Origin of the sequence: Erwinia sp. BNK-24-b (genome assembly GCF_047456155.1) — a bacterium.
In the GTDB taxonomy this organism is placed as follows: domain Bacteria; phylum Pseudomonadota; class Gammaproteobacteria; order Enterobacterales; family Enterobacteriaceae; genus Erwinia; species Erwinia phyllosphaerae.
In genome coordinates this window covers 2,644,439-2,666,183 of sequence record NZ_CP179901.1, presented here as the reverse complement: position 1 = coordinate 2,666,183, position 21,745 = coordinate 2,644,439, and the positions used below count along the sequence as shown (strand labels likewise).

The 21,745-nt window shown below is 54.2% G+C and carries 16 protein-coding genes; 9 read left to right on the top strand and 7 right to left on the bottom strand.

The window, feature by feature from the left end:
* Positions 1–147: 147 nt before the first annotated feature.
* Positions 148–780, top strand: coding sequence for a membrane-bound lytic murein transglycosylase EmtA (gene emtA / locus ACMGGR_RS11990; protein WP_414146973.1), 633 nt, complete (start codon positions 148–150; stop codon positions 778–780).
* 62 nt (positions 781–842) lie between these two features.
* Here emtA and ACMGGR_RS11985 read toward each other — a convergent pair whose 3' ends face one another.
* On the bottom strand, positions 843–1,577 hold the full coding sequence (locus tag ACMGGR_RS11985) for a flagellar brake protein (RefSeq protein WP_246759016.1): 735 nt from the start codon (positions 1,575–1,577) through the stop codon (positions 843–845).
* A 181-nt stretch (positions 1,578–1,758) separates the two neighbouring features.
* Between ACMGGR_RS11985 and ACMGGR_RS11980 the strand changes: the two genes are divergently transcribed.
* Complete coding sequence (locus tag ACMGGR_RS11980) at positions 1,759–2,007, top strand: GlsB/YeaQ/YmgE family stress response membrane protein (RefSeq protein WP_246759018.1); 249 nt, start codon at positions 1,759–1,761, stop codon at positions 2,005–2,007.
* Positions 2,008–2,145: 138 nt separating this feature from the next.
* Here the strand turns inward: ACMGGR_RS11980 and treA are convergent, their stop codons facing one another.
* Positions 2,146–3,798: an alpha,alpha-trehalase TreA gene (treA, locus tag ACMGGR_RS11975; RefSeq protein ID WP_414146972.1), complete on the bottom strand. Its 1,653-nt coding sequence runs from the start codon at positions 3,796–3,798 to the stop codon at positions 2,146–2,148.
* A gap of 572 nt (positions 3,799–4,370) precedes the next feature.
* Here treA and ACMGGR_RS11970 point away from each other — a divergent pair.
* From ACMGGR_RS11970 to ACMGGR_RS11955, 4 genes are all read left to right on the top strand, one after another.
* Positions 4,371–5,540, top strand: a complete 1,170-nt coding sequence (locus tag ACMGGR_RS11970; protein ID WP_414146971.1) for a type VI secretion system ImpA family N-terminal domain-containing protein — start codon at positions 4,371–4,373, stop codon at positions 5,538–5,540.
* Positions 5,541–5,861: 321 nt separating this feature from the next.
* Positions 5,862–6,029, top strand: a complete 168-nt coding sequence (locus tag ACMGGR_RS11965) for a hypothetical protein (protein WP_414146970.1) — start codon at positions 5,862–5,864, stop codon at positions 6,027–6,029.
* Between the two features lie 91 nt (positions 6,030–6,120).
* Positions 6,121–6,768 carry a type VI secretion system protein TssL, short form gene (gene tssL, locus ACMGGR_RS11960; protein WP_414146969.1) on the top strand — a complete coding sequence of 216 codons (648 nt, stop codon included), beginning with the start codon at positions 6,121–6,123 and terminating at the stop codon, positions 6,766–6,768.
* 3 nt (positions 6,769–6,771) lie between these two features.
* Complete coding sequence (locus ACMGGR_RS11955; protein ID WP_414146968.1) at positions 6,772–8,472, top strand: OmpA family protein; 1,701 nt, start codon at positions 6,772–6,774, stop codon at positions 8,470–8,472.
* 437 nt (positions 8,473–8,909) lie between these two features.
* Here ACMGGR_RS11955 and fumA read toward each other — a convergent pair whose 3' ends face one another.
* Together fumA and ACMGGR_RS11945 are read right to left on the bottom strand one after the other, a co-directional pair.
* Positions 8,910–10,553 (bottom strand): class I fumarate hydratase FumA, encoded by a 1,644-nt coding sequence (fumA, locus tag ACMGGR_RS11950; RefSeq protein ID WP_414146967.1) that lies wholly within the window; start codon positions 10,551–10,553, stop codon positions 8,910–8,912.
* Positions 10,554–10,653: 100 nt separating this feature from the next.
* Complete coding sequence (locus tag ACMGGR_RS11945; RefSeq protein ID WP_246759028.1) at positions 10,654–12,165, bottom strand: anion permease; 1,512 nt, start codon at positions 12,163–12,165, stop codon at positions 10,654–10,656.
* Between the two features lie 584 nt (positions 12,166–12,749).
* On the opposite strand from ACMGGR_RS11945, the gene ACMGGR_RS11940 reads away from it, so the two are divergent.
* Positions 12,750–15,530 (top strand): flavocytochrome c, encoded by a 2,781-nt coding sequence (locus ACMGGR_RS11940; protein WP_414146966.1) that lies wholly within the window; start codon positions 12,750–12,752, stop codon positions 15,528–15,530.
* A 111-nt stretch (positions 15,531–15,641) separates the two neighbouring features.
* Positions 15,642–16,598 (top strand): FAD:protein FMN transferase, encoded by a 957-nt coding sequence (locus ACMGGR_RS11935; protein WP_246759030.1) that lies wholly within the window; start codon positions 15,642–15,644, stop codon positions 16,596–16,598.
* Here the strand turns inward: ACMGGR_RS11935 and dcuR are convergent.
* The 3 genes from dcuR to ACMGGR_RS11920 all read right to left on the bottom strand — a co-directional run bounded on the left by dcuR (position 16,579) and on the right by ACMGGR_RS11920 (position 20,388).
* The gene (dcuR, locus tag ACMGGR_RS11930) at positions 16,579–17,289 is read right to left on the bottom strand and encodes a two-component system response regulator DcuR (RefSeq protein ID WP_414146965.1); all 711 of its coding nucleotides are present in this window, start codon (positions 17,287–17,289) and stop codon (positions 16,579–16,581) included. The two genes, ACMGGR_RS11935 and dcuR, sit on opposite strands and share 20 nt — an antisense overlap.
* Positions 17,286–18,896 (bottom strand): sensor histidine kinase, encoded by a 1,611-nt coding sequence (locus tag ACMGGR_RS11925; RefSeq protein WP_414146964.1) that lies wholly within the window; start codon positions 18,894–18,896, stop codon positions 17,286–17,288. Before ACMGGR_RS11925 ends, dcuR begins: the two co-directional genes overlap by 4 nt.
* Before the next feature lie 382 nt (positions 18,897–19,278).
* A complete protein-coding gene (locus ACMGGR_RS11920; protein ID WP_246759034.1) occupies positions 19,279–20,388 on the bottom strand; it encodes a mechanosensitive ion channel family protein in 1,110 nt (369 codons plus the stop codon).
* Between the two features lie 421 nt (positions 20,389–20,809).
* On the opposite strand from ACMGGR_RS11920, the gene ACMGGR_RS11915 reads away from it, so the two are divergent.
* On the top strand, positions 20,810–21,661 hold the full coding sequence (locus ACMGGR_RS11915; RefSeq protein WP_414146963.1) for an MBL fold metallo-hydrolase: 852 nt from the start codon (positions 20,810–20,812) through the stop codon (positions 21,659–21,661).
* Positions 21,662–21,745 lie beyond the last annotated feature (84 nt).

Genomic DNA, 21,745 nt, shown 5'->3' with positions numbered 1-21,745 from the left:
GCCATTGCGGGTCCAATACGGCTGATAATGACGAAAAGCAGCGCTGAAGTCACCAACCGAAACGGCAAATTAGGAGTTACGGTAATTTTCTCCCTGCAGACAGCCGTTATGATGAAGCGCGAAGCAAAAGCCTAAAGGAACAACAGCGTGAGAAGCGTAAAAACAGCGGCATTACTTGGCGTGCTCCTGCTGGCAGGCTGTGCCGGTCAGCCGCACAGGCAGAGCGAAAACCTGCAGCAAACGCCATTGACCAAAGCGCCGCCGCAAAAAGTCGCGCAGGCGTGGTCTTTATTTACCGAGAACGCGGCACATAACTACGGCGTTGACCAGAAGCTGGTGGACGCGATTATTTCAGTGGAGTCGGGCGGCAATCCAACGGTGGTCAGCAAATCAAACGCCATTGGTTTAATGCAGATAAAAGCCTCCACGGCGGGGCGTGAAGTGTATCGGGTACAGGGGCGTCGCGGCCAGCCGAGCAGCTCGGAGCTGCGCGATCCGGTGAAAAATATCGATATCGGCACCGCCTATCTGAAAATCTTGCAGGATCAGTCCCTGGCCGGTATACGCAATCCAAAAACCCTGCGTTACGCCACTATCGTTTCTTACGCCAACGGGGCTGGCGCGCTGCTGAGAACCTTTTCGCGAGACAGGGATCGGGCGATTGCCATGATTAACTCTATGACGCCGGAAGAGTTTTATCAGCACGTGCAGGAGAAGCACCCGGCCGCTCAGGCGCCGCGCTATCTGTGGAAGGTAACCACGGCTTACCGCACTATTTAACGGTAGCTGTGCGCCCGGAACAGGAATAATGAGTAAAGCCACCTGTGCGGGCGGCTTCTTTTTTACTGAAAACGGGTCGCTTTTTCGCGGGCCAGGCGCTCCAGCGAAAAGATCACGTTTTGCAGCAAACGTTCCTGGGCAAAGCTCAGCGAGGCAAAGCGAAAGCTCAGGCGCGGCGTTACCACCGTTTCATTTTTATTGCCTACTATGCTGCGCTGGCCTACGTTAATCAGCGCAGCATCCACTTCCAGCTGACCATATTCGCCCAGCTCAAGACGCATTTTTTTAAATTCTTCGCCACCTTGCAGGGTCTCCGGCAGCGTGGCGTCGCCTAATACGCCGACTCCCCCCAGCGAAAGGTCCTGCAAGCGCATACGGCCTTCGCCGCCGCCCGGCCATTTTACATGGCAGTAATAAACCGGATCGAGCGGTACGCACACGCGGAAAAACTCGCGGCGCTGGATCATCCACAGTACGTCGGGCAGGTCAGCGCCAAAGGCCGGCAGCCCTTCATGGTTATCGGCTTCCAGCGCGTCTAGCGCAAATTCAACCTTGGCACCCTGCGTTTCCGCAGTCAGATGCAGGTTTTTCATCGTCAACGCCAGCTGGTTTTCATAATCGTTACTGCCATAGTCAAGAAGCAGGCGCTCTTTGTCAGCGTAAAGCAGACGAGTAATAAACTGGCCCCGGTCGTGTGAAACTAATACTGGTGTTTGATTTTTATGTAAATTTTTTAATACGGCAAGCACGGCGAGCGGGCCACGCTTGAGATACTGCTCTTTTTCTTCTTCTTTCACGTCCCACTCCGATTAGGTCAGCAAACACATGCCTGGCGGTGATACGACAAATTATCGGCATGAAAGCGTGACGCTTTAGGCGGTGTGAAAAAAAAGTGCAAAAAGTTTGGCTTTAAATCACAGAGTTAGAATCTTTGCCTATACTTAGCCCGTCCAATGAGTACAAACCAAGGAGCAGTAAATGGGAATTTTGTCATGGATCATTTTTGGTCTGATTGCCGGGATCATCGCAAAGTGGATTATGCCGGGTAAAGATGGCGGCGGTTTTATCATCACCGTTATTCTGGGGATTGTGGGCGCCGTAGTTGGCGGCTGGATCAGCACCCTGGTGGGCTTCGGCAAGGTAGACGGCTTTAACTTCGGTAGCTTTGTCGTGGCGGTGATCGGCGCCATTGTGGTGCTGTGGATCTACCGTAAAGTCAGAAGCTAGTCACGCGGCTGTCCTGAAAAGGAAATGTTCCGTGAACAATAACCCCGCGCTCCGGCGTGGGGTTTTTTATGGATAGCAGAAGGTTATGCAAAGATCGGCAAGAAAGGTACAGGCGACGTGCGGTCGCCTGAAGTCGTCCTACTTTTTAGTGATATCGCTAACGTTGTTACAAACCATGCCTTTAGGGCAATAGAGATCCATTAGCTTGAGCGTGACGCCGTTGGTCCAGCCAAAGCCGTCCTGCAACGGATATTCACCGCCGCCGCCGCCGCCCAGGTTTTTTCCTTCCACAACATATTTTTCAACCAGCTTATGCTCCTTGTTATAGGTGGCTTGCACATTATTTAAGAAGCGCATACCAATATCCTTCGCCAGCGTTTGCTTACCGTAGTTATTAAGGCCTTCTACCGCCGCCCACTGTAAAGGTGCCCAGCCGTTTGGCGCATCCCACTGCTGGCCGTTATTCACGTTAGTGGTGACCAGTCCACCTTCTTTCACCAGCTGCGCCTGTACCGCCGTGGCCGTACGGTTAGCCTGGTCTGCCGTCGCTACTTTGAGATAAAGCGGGAACAGCGTGGCAGCCGTCAGCTGCGGTCTGACCTTCGCTTTCCGCCAGTCATAGTCGGCGTACCAGCCCTGTTTACTGTCCCACAGATAGTGGTTAATCGCTTTCTGACGCTGCTCGGCTAGCTGCGTAAAGCGCTGGCTGGCGTCCTGATGACCGGCTTCTTTATTGGCACGCGCCAGCGTTTGTTCCAGATGGAACATAAGCGAGTTGAGGTCTACCGGCAGAATATGGGTGGTTTCGATAGTGGAAATCTCGCCAGGTTTGGCAAACCAACGTGAGCTGAAATCCCAGCCGGATGCTGCACCGGCGCGTAGATCGCGATAGAGTTCGCCTTTGTTACGCTCTTTCGCTTTTTCTGCGGTTTCGATGTCATCCATCCACGATTCGGTACGTGGCGTATCGCGGCTATCCCAGTAGCGGTTTAGCAAGGTGCCATCTTTCAGTTTCACCACGGTTTTTGCGGCATCGCCTGCCTTAAGGCTGTCGGCATCGCTCATCCAATAGCTGTACTCTTTTTGCAGCTCGGGCAGATACTGGCTGTAGACGCTTTCACCTTTATGCGTTGCCAGTAAATCTACCATCAGGCTGAAAAACGGCGGCTGCGAGCGGCTCAGATAGTAGCTGCGGCTGCCGTTAGGAATGTGGCCATACTTGTCCAGCAGCGCGGCAAAGTTATCGACCATATCCTGAACGCGGTCCCAGTGGCCGCTTTCGGCCAGTCCCAGCATGGTAAAATAGCTGTCCCAGTAATAAATTTCCTGGAAACGGCCGCCGGGCACGACATAAGGTTTTGGTAGCGCCAGCAGCGAATCCCACTGGTTTAGCGGTGTACCATTGCGGGTCAACACGGGCCATAGCCCATCGATATGCTCTCGCAGGCTTTGGCCCGCTGGCGGCACATAGGCCGCGCCGCTAACCGGCAAGGTAAAATTGGTTTTGACGAAACGACGCAAATCAAAGTTGCTCTGTTTTCTTTGCATCTGCCAGTCTGCCAGAATCTGGCTGGGACTGGTTTTAGGCAGCGCATCCGCAAACGTTTTTTGATCGGGAAATAATTTTGCTGCCTGAACGGCCTGATAAAGCGGCCCGAGCGTCACGTCTGGCGGCTGAGGTGCCGTGCTGGCCTGCTGTGAAACCTCGGCGGCGTTAGCATAGCCTGCCAGCGTAGCCAGCAGCGGGAGTGCCAGAACAGTTTTCCATTGACGTTTTTCAACTCTCTGCATTGCTAGTTCTCCATAGCCTGAACGGGGATCTGTAAGTTATTGACCCTGAAACAAACTTTAGACGACATTCTGCATACCGTGTGGCAAATCACGATGAAATGTGATGTGGTCAGGCATTTTTTTATTTCCAGTTATCACTGGCAGGGCGCGGGCCGTCAGCAACGCCGGTTTTTAATGCGCTACGGGGCTGTGCGCCTTTTATTAAATTTTATCTCTGAAAAATCCGGCCAGTAAAAGCGAGCATCGACGCTTATTTATTCCGAATGCGTTTTATTTTTTTTACGGGGTTTTAGATAATAACGTAAGTTAATGCATTTAGTTAAACCGTTAATAAGCTGTTGTAATAAAAATATGGGGCTGCTTATTGCTAAATATTTGGCACAAAAGCAAAGTTATCTTTGCAAATTTTCAGGTCGATCAATATATTGCTTTTAGCGCCTGAAAAAAGGCATGGCGTTATTAATATCCTGATAGTGCAGGTTTATCTTCCACTGCCAAACAGGGAAAAGCCTGTGCGGGCACAGGACGGATTTCAGGGAGCAACAAAGCTGTTAAAAAAGGGAAATCAGGGCATGACAGAGTTTGACAATAATATTTTACACACCGGCGGCGATCCCCGGGCATTACCGGAATTTAGCGCGCTTCGTCAGGAAATAGCAAAGCTAAATACTGTCAGTAATAGCGAGACAGACTGGCAACAGGTTGAGCGGCAGGCAATCGCGCTTTTCAGGGCTAACGGCATGGATTTACAAAGCGTTGCCTGGTATACGCGGGCAAGAGCGCACAATGCCGGCCTGGCCGGTCTGTGTGAAGGGATAGAAATTATCACTGCGATGATCAGGCATCAGTGGCCTACACTCTGGCCACAGCCGCTTCCGGCCAGACTGGCTATTATCACCTGGCTAAGTACGGGCGTTCAGCAAATTATCAGCGAAAGCAGCTACGGGGCGAGCGATCTCGAGCTGCTGCTGCATTTGCGCGAACAGCTGGAGCAAAACGTTGCCACACTGGAAGAGCTTGCCCATAAGCATTTAAGCCAGCTGGATCGCCTGGTCATCCAGGTGGCTACGCTTACCGAACGGCTGGCAGCACCGCAAAGCGAGACAAAAGCAACGGCGCTGGAAGCCCTTAAACGCGGCAATCAGGCCGCATCGAACCGTTATGGCGAGTTTACGCCGCTTATCTACGTGCCGAGAGATTTAACGACGTCTTCAGCGCTAAACCTTCGTTTCAGCTTTTGGGAACGCAGCCGGGGATTTATTGCCGGGGTGGCGGCGACTCTGGTGCTGAGTGGGCTAACGGTCTGGGCCTGGCAGCTTATTCAACCGGAACCGGATAAAGCGCAGCGGGTGGCGATGCTGGCGCAGCGGGTCACGCCTGAACAGAGCTGGCAGCGGGATAAATGGCAGCAAATGATGACTGCAACCGCGTTGCCGACAGAACAGCTGGGATTATGGCATACGGCGCAGCTCAGGCTGCAAAAGCTGGCTGAACAGGTAGGCGAGTGTGGCGAAGTGCGCACGGCATGTCTTTCCAGAGCCGAGCTGGAGGCGCAGCTGGTCACTATTCAGCAACCGCTACAGGCAATGTTGCCCGTTGAGGAGCTGCTACGTCGACTTGAAGCCGATAATTCTTCACCCGTATTACGCGGTAAAATTGAACACCGTATAAAACAGCAGCTGGCGCGTTACGCGCTTATTTTACACGCGGCCCGGCAAAGCGTCCCGGAGCGGAAGAAATAATGCCTTTTTTAACATAACAATAAAATCACGCCGCCCGGGAAATAAAAAATAACAGGGAGTATCATTTTCTCTGTCACAATTTTCAGCACCTGGAGTGCTAACCATTCTGTTATAAAGCCAGGTTAATAGCTAATCTGGTTATTTCAGGAAATATCTGGCGTTTTATAAACTATCTGCACGGTAATCTTAAGAAAGCTTTGGTAACTTTGATTTAATTCGCTAATTTTTTAAAAAATGTCCTGTATATTCTGATTCCTCTGATTACGGCGCATAACGAATCTGTTTTTTTACTTTTCTGTCGATATTCACAAGGAGTGATAGATGAATGGTTCATACCAAAGTGAAATTTTTCGTGCACGCATCAGTATCAATCTCGATCCATACGCCAGCAGCTATAGCGTCAGCCTCACCTTTCGCGAAATGAAGGGGGTTAAGCCGGAACAGATTACCAGACAGCTGCCGCCGCGCAGGGCGATACTGGCTTGTTAGATAACAATCTGAACAACAATTTTCTGCTGCGCTTTTATATTTCTGGCTCTCTGAGAGAAGTCAGCCTTGAACTTTTTGCGGTGCTGCGATCATGAAAGAAAATGCTCTCTCTCTTGTTGACCGGGTTTTCTCCTCTGGCTGGCTACTGGTGTGCCAGCTGCGTAACGGGCAGGACATCATCGATGGCGAAGCGCTATATCAGCGAGCCTGCGGCTGGCTGGATAACTGGCAGCAGCAGCTTAGCGAGGCGGGTATCAGCAAGGCCCATTCGCAGCAGATGCTGTATGCCGTCTGCGCGCTGCTGGATGAAAGCGTCATGAACCGGGGGAAACAGGATAACGGCTATCAATACTGGATAACGAATCCGCTACAGGTTAAATATTTCAATGCTATGCACGCAGGCGAAAAGCTGTGGGAGCGGATTAGGATGCTGCTGGCAGAGCCTGCGCCCGATCCGCACATGCTGACCTGCTATTACCGTGTGCTTCAGCTGGGGTTTAGCGGCCTTTATCGGGCCAGCCGCGATAAGCGCCGTGAAGATATTATGCAGCGGCTTGCCCAGCAGGTAGCGCCTTATCTTCTCCAGGATATTCCTTTAGTTTCACGGCCAAAACGCCTGTACGCGGGCCGCCAGTCTGGATGGTTATTTTGGGGGGGCGGTATCGCTTTGCTGATGGGGCTTTGGTTACTGCTCTCGTTTTCGCTGGAGCACATTTTTCTGGCGGGGAGGCTGGGGTAGACGGTGCGTAAAATCAGGTTGTTAACTCTACTACTGGCTGCCGGGCTGTCGCTGATACAGGTGCAGATTTACTGGCATCCCGGCCTGCTTGCTGCCGTCACAGCCAGCGGCATTATCTTTCTTGCCGCGGGTGGCGCGGTATTCTACTGGCGGCGGGCACCGCAGGATTCCGGCGCAATAATAAACGAAAGCCTGTTGCCACCTGAGCGTTTTGCCGGATGGGTCGTGCTGGTATGCGGTGGTGAAGCTTCGCTTTTTGCCGCAGGCGAACCTTATCGGGAAACCCAACAGGGATGGTATATCGCCGTTGCAGAACCGGAAAACCTGTCGCAAATGGCGCTGTACCTGGTGGAAAAAAGGCCGACGTTGAGCGGCAGGCTGGCGCTGTTGCTGGCCATTATCCCGGAGGAGCAGCAAACAGAAGCCTTCACGCACGGCTTGCGCAGCTGGCATCGGGCGATAGCGGCATGTAAGTTACCGGTTACGCCACTGCTGCTGGCCTGCAGCTGGTTATCACCGCCGGGAGATAACCCGTCCGAGGCATTACACGGCTGGTTTACCCTGCTGCCGGAGCAGGGAATGCAGTTTCACCCGCTGGCAGAGAGTCCGCTTTCTTTATCTGCCTGGCAACAGGAGGCACCCGCAGTTGAAAGAGAAAGCCGCCTGCACCGGCTATTCTGGCTCGACAGCCTGCTGAAGTGGGAAAAAGCGCAGGTTGCAGCGATTACCGGGCAACACTCCGGTGCAGTGCCAGCGCTGAAGTTTTGTGCGCGGGGATGGAATTTTACGCCGCCCGGGGCGCTTGAAAATAATCTCTGGCAGCAGTATCTGGCCAGTCAAACGTCTTTATCCTGTCCTGGCGTTGCCCGGGCAACGTTGCCTTTGCCAGACTGCCTGCTGGCGCAGTTACCTCGCCGTCAGGGGACTGGCATCAGGCAGATCTTACGTACCACAGGCCTGCTGTGCGGCGTTTTTCTGCTGCTGGCCATGTTGGCTTCCTGGCATCACAACCGCCAGCTGCTGCAGCACGTCAACCATAGTTTGGCGCTTTATCTTTCACTCCCCGAAGAGCCACCTGAACCTAAGCTCCAGGCTCGGGCAAAACTCAAAGACGATTTACAGCTGCTGGAAAGCTGGCGACGCGGTGGCGAACCGTTGCGTTACGGACTAGGGCTATATAAAGGCGCGGGCTTGATTGCGCCAGTACGTGCCGCGATTGAAGCCTGGCCGCCGCCGGCGGTGGCAGTACAGCAACCGCAGACGATTCGGCTGGATAGCCTGGCGCTGTTTGCTTCCGGCCAGTGGCGGCTGAAAGCGGATTCCACTCGCGTACTGGTTAATGCGCTGATCGATATCAAGGCCAAACCGGGCTGGCTGATCGAGATTGCCGGCCACACCGATAACGTTGGCAGCGTAAACACCAATCAGCATCTTTCCCTGAAACGGGCAGAAGCGGTACGCGACTGGTTGCGTGATAACGGCGGCATAGCGGAAAGCTGTTTTGTGGTGCAGGGGTATGGCGCAAGCCGCCCATTGAAAAGTAATGATACGGAAGCAGGCAGGATGGCTAACCGCCGTGTTGAAATCAGCCTGAGCCCGCAGGCTGGTGCCTGCCCGTTATCGGCTGGCAGCGTACCACCGCAGGGCGGTGATGTGGCTTTAAACCAGATGGCTACTATGGCAACTTCCTGGCGACAGCAATAAGGGCAGATATATTCGTATGAAGCCGGGTGCGATAGTAAATTTACGTGACAACGTCACGTCGGAGTGAGCGTTACGTTACTAACGATGCGCGTTGTGAAACAGCCTGAACGCAACAAAATGGCAAAAGCGGCATCCACAGCTTCAGGCTGCCCGAAGCAGAGCCCGTGTCGCTGAAACTGCCAGAGTGGGCAAACATGCAAAAAGCGGGCGACCACATTGAGCGGGCAAGCATGCAAAAAGCGGCGATTATATTGAGCGGCCAGGCATGCAAAAAGCGGCGACCACATTGAGCGGGCAACCATGCAAAAAGCGGCGACCATATTGAGCGGCCAGGCATGCAAAAAGCGGGCGACCACATTGAGCGGGCAAGCATGCAAAAAGCGGCGACCATACTGGCCGCCGCTTTGGTTGCGTTGTCGGTTGCCTTTACCGCAGGCTTATTTACATTTTGCACACTGGTTCTGCGCAATAAGCGCGAAGAAATCGTTGCCTTTATCATCGACCAGAATAAACGCCGGGAAGTTTTCAACCTCAATCTTCCACACCGCCTCCATACCCAGTTCCGGGTACTCTACGCACTCCAGGCTTTTGATACTCTGCTGCGCCAGCACCGCTGCCGGGCCGCCGATGCTGCCCAGGTAAAAACCGCCGTGCTGGCGGCAGGCATCCGTCACCTGCTGGCTGCGATTGCCCTTGGCCAGCATGATCAAGCTACCGCCGTTAGCCTGTAGCTTGTCAACGTAGGAGTCCATACGACCGGCAGTTGTCGGGCCGAGCGATCCCGATGCGTAGCCTTCCGGCGTTTTGGCCGGGCCGGCGTAATACACCGGGTGATCTTTCAAATACTGCGGCAGGCCTTCACCTTTCTCCAGACGCTCGCCAAATTTCGCATGTGCGATATCCCGCGCCACGATAATGGTACCGCTCAGCGACAGCCGCGTGGAAACCGGATACTGTGACAGCTGCGCCAGCACCTCTTCCATCGGCCTGTTCAGGTTGACCTGATGCACTTCGCCTTCGCCTTGCTGGCGCAGCGCTGCTGGAATATAGCGTCCCGGATTATCCTCCAGCTTCTCAATCCAGATACCTTCCCGGTTGATTTTCGCCTTGATGTTGCGGTCTGCCGAGCAGGAAACGCCCATGCCTACCGGACAGGACGCGCCGTGACGCGGCAGGCGGATGACGCGAATATCATGCGCGAAGTATTTGCCGCCGAACTGCGCACCCAGCCCCAGTTTTTGCGCCGCCTTCAGGAGCGCTTCTTCCAGGTTGCGGTCGCGGAACGCCTGGCCGTGCTCGTTGCCTTCAAACGGCAGGCCGTCGTAATAGTGTGTTGACGCCAGCTTGACCGTTTTCAGCGTGCTTTCTGCCGAGGTGCCGCCAATAACAAATGCAATATGGTAAGGCGGGCAGGCTGCGGTGCCCAGCGTACGCATTTTTTCCGTCAGGTACGCTTCCAGCTTGCCGGGATTGAGCAGGGCGCGCGTCTCTTGCCAGAGATAGGTTTTGTTGGCCGAGCCGCCGCCTTTCGCCATACAGAGGAACTTGTACTCGTCGCCGTCCACGCTGTAGAGATCGATTTGCGCCGGTAGATTGGTGCCGGTATTGATCTCATGATACATATCCAGCGCGACGTTTTGCGAGTAGCGCAAATTGTCCTGGCTGTAGGTGTTATATACGCCCTGCGAAAGCGCGGCTTCATCTCCGCCGCCGGTCCAGACCCGCTGGCCCTTTTTGCCCATGATGATAGCCGTGCCGGTGTCCTGGCAGGTTGGCAGCACGCCTTTTGCCGCAATTTCTGAGTTTCTTAAAAACTGCAGCGCCACGTACTTATCGTTTTCGCTGGCTTCAGGATCGGCCAGAATGGACGCTACCTGCTGCTGATGCGCAGGGCGCAGCATAAAAGCGGCATCGTGAAATGCCTGCTGCGCCAGCAGAGTTAAAGCAGCTGGCTCGACTTTCAGGACTTCCTGGCCGGCAAACTCGCTGACGGAAACGTGTTCGCGGCTCAGCAAATAATATTCGGTTTCTTCAGGGGCGAGAGGAAAGGGTGGTTGATAAACGAAAGGTTTGTTCGACATTTTTCACCTGCTCAACCCGTAGCCGCAGGCGGCATACGGGAAACAATGTTATCTGGCCAGAGCCTGCACGGCCCGGCCAGCAGAATTATTTTTCGGCTACTCAGAACATCATAACCATCCATGGATAGGCAATCAGCATCATGCCGCCAAGGAAGATAGCGCCAAAGATGGTGCCAAGACGCCAGTAATCTTTGGTAGGCAGATAGCCGCTGCCGTAGTAAATCGGGCTGGGGCCAGTACCGTAAGGCGTGATAATACCCATAACGCCCAGCGACGTAACCATCATCAGGCAGTAAACCGGCATATTTATACCCGGAATGGCGGCGGCAATGGTCAGCATGGCAGGCAGCAGCGCGGTAGTATGGGCCGTGGTGCTGGCAAACAGATAGTGCAGCAGAAAGAAAGCCACCAGCAGCATCACCGCCGCCACCTGTGGGTCGATGCCGGTCAGCAAATGGCCGCCTTCTTTACCCAGCCAGGCAATAAAGCCGACCCGCGCCAGACCATCCGCCAGCGCCACCAGCGTGGCGAACCAGGCGAAGGTGTTCCATGCCGGTTTATTGCTGGTAATGTCGTTCCAGTTCAGTACGCCCGTCCACAGCATCAGCACGACCACCAGCAGCGCGGCCAGCGCTGGTTCAATCCATGCGGCGGCGAAAATCCACATCAGCAGCGCGCAGCAGACAAAGACCAGCAGCAGGATTTCATTACGGGAAAGTTTGCCGAGCTTCTCCAGCTCGCTTTTCGCCCAGCGCGGCACTTCATCATTGATTTTGACTTCTGGCGGATAGAACCAGTAGGCCAGCAAAGGCATGGTCAGGATCAGCAGCACGCCAAGCGGCAGGAATGCCAGGAACCAGCTTCCCCAGGAAATCTCAAAGCCGACAATGCTTTTTACCAGCGCCAGCGCCAGCAGATTGGGGGCCAGCGCCGATAAAAACATTGAGCTGGTGATACAGGCTGCGGTTATCGCTACCCACATTAAATAGGAGCCAATTTTGCGCGCGCTGGGATCGTTAGGCTTTGAGCCGTACAGCGGCGGCAGGTTGGCGATAATAGGATAGATGGTTCCGCCGCTGCGCGCGGTGTTGGACGGCGTAAAGGGGGCCAGCAGCAGATCGGCGAAGGTAATGGCATAGCCCAGCGTCAGGCTGCGACGACCCAGGTACTTCACCAGGATCAGCGCCAGACGGCGGCCGAACTGGGTTTTATCGTAGCCTGCGGCAAACATGAAGGCGCCGAAGATCAGCCAGACCGTGGAGTTGCCGAAGCCGCTGACGGCCCATTTAAAAGACTGGGTCGCTACTTTGAATGTGGGATCGTTAAGTTCTGCCGGGCTGAACAGCAGCCAGCGGCTGAACAGGGCGATAACGACCACCCCGGTCAGGCCGATAACCGCGCCGGGCAAAGGCTCAAATATCAGCCCGACGATGACGCCGACAAAGACAGCAAAAAAGTGCCACGCGTAAGGCTCCAGCCCGGCCGGAACCGGCGTGAGCAGTAGCAGCACCGTTATCAATACCGGCAGGAAAAGCATAATCAGATGTTTTTTAGCGCCTGGAGCGGCGACGGCAGCTTTGGGCGGTTCGGTGTTGGTTGATAGTGGTTTCATTTTATCGTCTGCAAGTTGTTGAGAATGTGGTTTGACGCCCCGGTTTAAGCACGTTTTTAATTATTTGTTTTTGGACTTGCACGCCGTGGTGTTTATAAATCTTCATTTATTTCTAACTATCTTTTAACACATTATTAAGCGGCTGTGAAGATAATGCGACTCGTGCGGATTTACAATATTGATCTGGATCAATAAATATTTCCCGCGCGTTTTATCTTTTTGCTGGAAACAGTGTTTCCGTTCTTTTTCTATTACCATTATTTTACATATCAGTCGGATTTTCTGCCGCCTCTATTTCCAGAAGACAGTTTTTGTAAAGATATCTATCTGTTTTTATTGATTTTATTTTTGGTAACAACCGGCTCTTGATTTTTGTTAACTATTGGTTAACAATTAGCAGGGTGCCGACAGGGCATAAAATAAATAATTCACCGCACTACTTTCAAAACTTTATTAACTAAATTAACCGCAAAGATAAAAATTAAAATTGCTATATTTACTGCATGAAACAGGAACAGTCAGTTAATTAATTACGTTTCTTCTGTCACAGGGTTTAAAATTCCATCCTCCTGGAGTCGATTATAATGAATACGCTCACCCCGATCCTGAATCCGCTTACGCTGCCCAATGGCGCGGTGCTGAAAAACCGTTTGCTGATGGCACCGATGACCACCTGTACCGGCTTTTATGACGGTACCGTCACCAGCGAGCTGGTAGAGTATTATCGCGATCGCGCAGGCAGCATCGGTACGGTGATCGTGGAGTGCGCCTTTATCGACCCGAAAGGACCTGCTTTTCCCGGCGCTATCGGCATTGATAACGACAATAAAATCTCTGGCCTGTCCCGCATTGCTGACGCCATAAAATCGAAAGGTTCCAAAGCAATTTTGCAAATCTACCACGGCGGCAGAATGGTAGAGCCGGAACTGATTGGCGGCAGAACGCCGGTTGCGCCCAGCGCGATTGCCGCGCCGCGTGAAGGTGCCACGACGCCCACGGCACTGACAGGCGAAGAAGTTGAGGTCATGATCACCAAATTTGGCGATGCGGTAAACCGGGCTATCAAGGCGGGCTTCGATGGCGTCGAGCTTCACGGTGCTAACACTTATCTCATCCAGCAGTTCTACTCTCCTAACTCCAACCAGCGCGATGATAAATGGGGCGGCAGCCGCGACAACCGTACGCGCTTCCCGCTTGAAGTGCTTGAAATTACGCATAAAATGGCCGAGCGCTTTGCTGATGATAACTTTATTATCGGCTACCGCTTCTCGCCGGAAGAGCTGGAGGTCCCGGGCATTCGCTTTGACGATACTCTGTATCTGCTGGAGAAACTGGCGGCGCGCGGACTGGACTATGTTCACTTCTCGGTAGGCCAGCTGTTACGGCCTTCCATTGTCGATACGCGCGATCCAACGCCGCTTATTACCAAATTTATTGCTCAGCGTTCAGCCACGCTGGCGAAGGTGCCGGTGATTGGCGTGGGCGGCGTGGTTAACAAGTCGGATGCCGAAAGCGCGCTGGAACACGGTTTTGATTTGGTAGCGATTGGCAAAGCCTGCATTGCCTATCCGGACTGGGCCGATCGCATCATCCACAACGATCGCCTTGAGCTTTATATCGACAGCAACCGTCGCGAAGAGCTGAACATTCCTGAGCCGCTGTGGCGTTTCTCGCTGGTAGACGCGATGATCCGCGATACCAGCACTACCGGCCGCAAATATAAGGCGGGTATCTATCAGGAAAAAGTCGAAGCCGAAGCGCTGAAGCTGAAAATCAACGTCGCGCTGGATACCGACCGTATTACCGATATCACGCTGGTGCCGGACGAAACCCTGGACGTTGATTTCACCACCACCTTTGAGAACCTGCGTAGCCGTATCCTGGTTGCCAACAGCCCGCACGTGGATGCCGTCACTGGCGCTACCACGCAGAGTGAAGCGCTGAAAAAAGCGGTTTCGCGCGCGCTGGCGACCAGCAGCAAAGAGCACGTGATTGAAGAGGGCGGCAATCCGCAGGCACCGCAGAGTTACGATGTGGTGGTGATTGGCAGCGGCGGCGCTGGCCTGGCCGCCGCTATCCAGGCGCATGATGAAGGCGCTCGCGTGGCAATTATTGAAAAAATGCCGACCATCGGCGGCAACACCATTAAAGCCTCCGTGGGCATGAACGCGGCGGAAACCCGCTTCCAGAAGCTGAAAGGCATTAAGGACAGTAAAGAGCTGTTCTACCAGGAAACGCTGAAGGGTGGACAGTTTAAAAATAATCCGGTGCTGCTGAAAGAGTTTGTCGAGCTGGCCCCGGACGCTATTGAATGGCTGGCAGCGAAGGGCATCGAGCTCAACGATATTACTATCACCGGCGGGATGAGCATTGACCGTACGCACCGTCCGGCTGACCGTTCAGCGGTAGGGGGCTTTTTAATCAGCGGACTGGTAAAAAATATTAACCAGCGCGGCATTGAGGTACTGCTGGAAACCACCGTAGCGGAAATCATTATGGACGGCGATAAAGTGGCCGGGGTCAAAGTGGTGGATGAATATAACGACAGCCGCATTCTTAACGCCAGTAGCGTCATTGTGGCAACCGGCGGTTTCAGCGCCAACCGGGAAATGGTGGTTAAGTATCGCCCTGAGCTGGATGGGTTTGTCACCACCAACCATAAGGGCGCAACCGGCAGCGGCATTGCGCTGCTGGAAAAAGCGGGCGCGGGCACGGTTGATATGGGCGAAATCCAGATTCACCCAACAGTTGAACAAACTACCTCATACCTGATTTCCGAGGCGATTCGCGGCGGTGGGGCGATTCTGGTGAGCCAGGCCGGACACCGTTTCTGTAACGAGATGAACACGCGCGACAAAGTGTCGGCGGATATCATCGCTCTGCCGGAAAAAAGCGCCTGGGTGATTTTTGACGAGCAGGTCAGGCTGAATAACAAAGCGGCAGATGAGTATATCGCCAAAGGCTTTGTGGTTAGCGCGCCGTCACCGCACGAGCTGGCCGTGAAGCTGAATATGGATTTCCATGCGCTGCTGGCCACGCTGGAACGTTACAACCTGTTTGTCGAACGGCAAAACGATGAGGACTTCGGTCGCCAGACCGCGCTGCGTCATCCGCTTAACCAGGGGCCGTTTTATGCGATACGCATCGCGCCTGGCGTTCATCACACCATGGGCGGCGTGACCATCAACAGCGATACCGCCGTGCTCAATACGCAGCAGCAGCCGATTGCAGGCGCGTGGGCGGCGGGAGAAGTGGTCGGCGGTATCCACGGCGGTAACCGCATCGGCGGCAACGCTATCGCCGACATTATCATCTTCGGCAAGCTGGCAGGACATAACGCGGCGGCCTGGGCAATGAAGCGCTGATAAGCGACGGCGGGGCATCAGCTCCGCCGTTCTGCATGAATGCCAGTCGGACGCTGGCAGTTTGCCGTTCCGGCGTTGCATACTGGCGACCACCATGCTCCAGAGGGAAAGATGATGAGGCTTTGCGCTTATGATGCGGTACTGATGGGGTCGCCCGTACAGCTTAAGCTGGCCGGGCACGACGAAAAACTGGCCGCCAACGTTTTCCGCCTGATTAAGCAGCAGGAAAACCTGTTTACCGTTAACCGCTCGCCTTCCGAAGTGATGGCCGTCAACCAGGCGGCAGGCAAGCAGCCTGTTGCGGTCAGCGCGCCCGTCTTTGCTCTGATTAAACGCGCCAGAGAAGTCAGCCTGCTGCCGGAGAGCTGTTTCAATTTTGCGATTGGCCCGTTAGTGAAGCGCTGGAAGATCGGTTTTCAGGGCGACAGCGTGCCGCCAGCAGAAGAGATTAACGCGCTGCTGGCGTTAACCGATCCCGCCTGCGTCGTGCTGGATGAACGGCAGCAAACGGTATTTCTCACCCGGCCCGGCATGGAGATTGACCTTGGTGCGATTGCCAAAGGCTATATCGCCGATCGCGTCAGGGACTATTTGCTGCAGCAGGGCTGCGACTGCGGATTAATCAATCTTGGCGGCAACGTGCAGACGCTTAACGCGCCGGAAGGCCAGCAGGCGTGGGCTATCGGCCTGAAGGTGCCGTTTTCTTCGCCGGAAGCGCTAATCGGCACGGTAAGCGTCAGCAACAGGTCGGTGGTGACATCCGGGATTTATGAACGCTACTTTGAACAGCATGGCCGTCTTTACCATCATATTCTCAACCCGCGTACCGGCTATCCGCTCGACAACGAGCTGCTGAGCGTCACCGTGATTGCCGATAACTCGACGGACTGCGATATTTTCACCACGCTGCTTTACGGCATGGGCGTTGAAAAGGGCCTCGCTTATCTTGCGGCGTATCCGCAAATTGAGGCCATTTTCGTCACTAAAGATCGCCAGGTTGTGCTCTCTGCGCCGCTGCAGTTTCAGCAGCTGGACGAGCGCTATACCGTTACTGACAGTACTGCCTGAGCAGACCGGCATATTCAGCCTGCAGGCGATAGCGATAAACGGGTCGGCCGGTCGCCCCATAGTGAATGCTGGTAAACAGGATATTGCACTGCGCCAGCCAGATAAGATATTTACGGCAGGAGACGCGCGAAATATTCACGGCGGCGGCCAGATCGTCGGTGGAGAATTCGTCGTCCGGATGCGCGTCAATCCACTGGCACAGCGTGCGCAGCGTCTGCGGCGTTAAGCCTTTTGGCAGCTTCTTGCCGTCGCCCGCAACCCGGTCGCCGTGGATCAGCTTGTCTACGTCCGCCTGCTGATAGTAATGCTGTCCCTCCATCAACGCCTTTCTGCGTCGCCAGCCAGTCAACGCCTCTTCAAAGCGCGGAAACTGGAAAGGTTTGATCAGATAATCTACCACGCCGTAATGCAACGACTGCCGGATGGTTTCGGCATCGGCAGCGGAAGAGATGACGATAACGTCCACCACGCGTTTTGCCTGGCGCAGCACGGGCAGCAGATCGAGACCGTTATCCTGCTGAAGATAGATATCTAACAAAACGAGATCGTATTCGCCTTGCAGCGCCATCTCTTTCGCCTGCTGCAGGGTTGCAGCGATACCGCCGCAGCTAAAGCCTTCCAGCTGGCCGATATAACAGCGGTTCAGCTCTGCAACCATGGCGTCATCGTCGACGACTAATACGTTAATCATGCGCTTTTGCTTCCTCTGTCCCAGGGCAGTTGTACAAAAAATTGCGTATAAACACCGGGCTCGGACTCTACAATAATTTTCCCGCCAAGGCTTTCGGTTTGTTGTTTTGCCAGAAATAATCCCACGCCGCGATTTTCACCCTTAGTGGAGACGCCCTTAGCGAAAATAGCCTCCAGCCGATCGGGCGGAATGCCCGGCCCATCGTCGCTGACCACGCAGGCCAGCCAGCCGTTCTGATAGTGCAGCAGCACGCTGATTTCGCCTTCGGCCTCGTCATCCGCGGCATCCAGCGCGTTTTCAATCAGGTTGCCCAGTACGGTAATCAGCGTGGCAGTTTGCTGCTCGCTTCCGCTGTCCGGCAGCAGGCTATCGTTACTGATGGTCAGCTGGTGGCCCCGGTCTGCCGCATGACTCATCTTGCTTAACAGAAAACCGGCGATCACCGGCGATTTGATTTTTGCCATCAGTGAACCGATTTCTGCCTGGTAGTTGCTGGCGGTTTTCAGAATGTAGCTTTCCAGCTGCCGATAGTCTTTTAAATGCAGCAGGCCGAGAATGACATGCAGCTTGTTCATAAATTCGTGCGAGCGCTCACGCAGCGCATCGACATAGTTCACCATACCGTCAAGCCGCTGGATAAGCTGGCTAACTTCGGTTTTGTCCCTGAAGGTGCAGACCGCGCCGGTAATGCCGCTTTTACCGCGTAGCGGCATGGTATTGCTGATTAAGATACGCCCGGCAAAGTGAATCTCTTCATCGCGCAAGGGCGTACCGCTTCTTACTACCTGACGCAAATTATCTATTAACGGGCCAGGCGCGTCGTTGACCGCCTGTACCGTGTCGCTGAGTAGCTCTTGTGCGGTACGGTTAATCAACGTTACCTGCGCCTGTTCATCCACGGCAATCACGCCTTCTTTTAGCGATTGCAGCATTGCCTGGCGCTGTCTGAACAGCATGGAGATCTCATAGGGTTCCAGCCCGGAGAGAACGCGGCGGGATGCTCTGACCAGGCAGTAAGTGCCTATTGCGCCAGCCAGCACGCCAAACAGCACCGTCCACAGAATAGACCAGCGGCTGCGCCCAATCTGCTGCGCAACTTCACTGAGCGAAATCCCCACCGCCACAACGCCAATTTGCCGCTGCTGTTGGTCATAAACCGGGGTAAAAACCCGTAGCGCCGGTTCCAGCTGGCCGCGGTTGACCGACACGTTTTCATGACCAGCCAGCGCCGGTTGCAGATCGTCGCCAATAAAATGGCGGTTGATTGCCGCTTTATTGGGATGCGAATAGCGAATGCCGTCCATGTTGGTCACCACCACAAACAGCAGATGATTGCTTTGCTGTACGGCCAGCGTCACGGGCTGGATAATATTGCGGTCGGCTGGCAGCAGTAAAGCACGCTGCACATCGGGAGAATCGGCCAGCGTGCGCGCTACGGCCAGCGCTTTATCCTGTACGCTGGCGCGCGTGATATGGCTTATCTGGAAAAAATAGAACAGATGCACAATCAGCAGCACGGCGGCAATGACCGCGCCAACCATCAGGCTAACCGAGGTGCTGAGCTTCATCGGGCGTTTGCGGGTTGGGTAAGAGTGCTGCGAGTCCATGATCGTTCCCTGACTGTTTCGGAGCGAATAATATAGCGCGTTCGCGCGGGCAAGGCAGTGAAATGATGAAGGCTACGCCTCAGACTGCTGACAAACTTATAAAACATCAGGTCGCGTTCAGGCCAGTGAATAGCTGCAGAGACCGACCGGAACACGGACACGCCGTGAAATCGTCCATGATGGCTCGTTTGGCGCGTCCATGCGCCAAAACGGTCCGCTTATCCGGTCGGCCTCCGCTGCCAAAAAGCTACGGTGTTGCTTTAAAAAATGCCGGAACGCATGGACTGTCCAGGTTTGTCAGCAGTATGAGGCTGCGCCTGTATTACTGTTTTTCACGCCAGGCTAAGTGGCCCGAACAGGTAAACCTGCCGGGCCGCTAATTTTATGCGCGCTTTTGCTCAGCTAAGGCCGGGAAAGCCGTATCGCTGTCGGTAAAGGTAACAAAACGGTGCGGGCCAGCCAGCCCAATTCCGGTCTCTTCCAGATACTCCTTAATGCATAAATTAATCTCCTGCTGAACATCCATATACTGGTTGTAATCGGAGAATTTCAGGATATGCACTACTTCAAACATGATTCTGTCGGACTCAAAAGAGGAAAGATGCGCGCGGTCGAACCTTGTCTTATCAATCTTGCTGATGACGCCTTCAATCATCGGCCCAATCTGGCGTAGTTGCTCTGCCGTGGTAGCCAGCGGCACGCCGAAATTAAACACGATACGGCGCGTCTGCATTCTTTTGTAATTATGGATGGTCTGCTGTAGCAAAATCGCGTTGGCGCAAACAATCTGCTCACCGCTCAGGCTGCGGATCCGCGTGGTTTTTAAACCAATATGCTCAATAGTGCCGGAAACGTCGTTAAAGACCACAAAGTCGCCAATTTCAAAAGGTTTATCAATCCCGATGGAAAGCGAGGCAAACAGGTCGCTTAAAACGGTCTGCACCGCCAGCGCAATAGCAATACCCCCAACGCCAAGACTGGCCACCAGCGCGGTGATATTAACGCCCGCATTTGCCAGAATCGACAGGATCATAATCGACCAGACCAGCGCCCTCAGTAACAGCCCAAGAATAATAGTGGTTACCGGATTACGGTGAGAGTCGGGGCCGGAGCTGGTCAGCGAGTAGCGTAGCCAGGACTGCACGGTCTGATCCAGCCAGAGCGCAATTTGCAGCGCCAGCACCAGGAACCAGGCGTGCGGAATGGTGCCGCTGACGTTACCGGGCAGCACGATAAACTGCAGGCTGAATAAAAAAGAAGCAAAGAAAATCAGCGAGACGCGGGTTCTTTTCAGCACGTCCAGAAAGACTTTGTGCATGACGCGGTTTTCATGGTTAGCAGACCACCGGGAAATGCGCTTTTGCAGCAGCGAAATGACTTTTTTGATCACCAGGAAAGTGACAGCAGTAATCACCACCACTAAAAGAATGTTACCCCAGAATGTCACTGACGTAATTAAGTGCAAATAATTTGTATGAAAAACTTCTTTCACACGGCCTCCTTTTATTCTGAATGGGTAAGGGGGTAATTGTAGTCGAGGATTGACGAGCAATGAGCACGGTCAACTGTTTGATCGGCAGGTGATTTACTGAAGGGAACCTGTGCCTGGCATAAGAATGGTCAAAAATCATCTTGCGTTACCGTCCACCATAACCTCGGTTCTGGAACAGCGCTCTGGTGAGCCGGCCCCGCTTTTCTTTCCGCGCGGTGACGGACTGTCGCAATCAGCCTCAGACGGGAAGCTATCCTGAAAGCTTCCCGCTAAATTACCCGCCATCCGCCATCCGCCATCCGCCATCCGCCATCCGCCACCCGCTGCCCGCCGTCACTGAAATCTACGCCGCTACTCTTACCGGACGATTTTAAAAGCCGTCTACACTTATCCATACGGCAGAGTAACGGAGATAAAACCAGTGAAAATCATTCACCTGAACTGTGGCTGCATGTGTCCGTTGGGCGGCGCATTTTATGACGGCTTCAGTAAAGGCGTTCACGCGCATCTGGTTTGCCACTGTCTGCTGATTGAAACCGAGAATCATGGTCTGGTGCTGGTCGATACCGGTTTTGGCACGGAAGATGTCAGGCAGCCGGGTCGGTTAGCCACTTTTTTCCGCGTGATGAACAATATACAGCGCCGCGAATCACTGACGGCGCTGGCGCAAATTCAGGCGCTGGGCTATCAGGCGGCAGACGTGCGGCACATTGTGCTGACCCATCTTGATTTTGACCACGCGGGCGGCCTGACCGATTTCCCCCAGGCGCAAATTCACCTGATGCAGCAGGAGATCGATACTGCGCGGCAGCGGCACAGCTGGCTTACCCGTTCCCGTTATCGACCCGGACAGTGGGGCGGCACCTCCGGCTGGACAGGCTATCAGCCAGCGGGGGAAAAGTGGTTTGGTTTTGATGCGGTCACCGATTTAAAAGGTCTGCCGCCTGAAATATTAATGATCCCTCTGGCCGGACATACGCCCGGTCACGCCGGAATTGCCATTCAGACGGATACGGGCTGGGTGCTGCACGGCGGCGATGCGTGGTTTTACCGCCGTGAGATAGAAGAGCAAAGACACTGTACGCCCGGACTGCGCTTTTATCAGTGGCTGATGTCGATGAATACGGACGCCAGGCTGCTCAACCAGCAGCGTTTACGCGGGCTGGCCAGTCATCACGGTCACGAAATCAGCCTGTTTTGCAGCCACGATGCGCGTGAGCTGGAGCGGATGATTGCAAAAAGCGCGTTAAAAACGCCTGATTATCCTCTGTAAACGTGCTGGTGGCGAAGGCTGGCTCAACCACTATGTGTGCCAGCGGTCACGGAGGCAGATTCAGCCGCCGTGTTTATCCGCGGT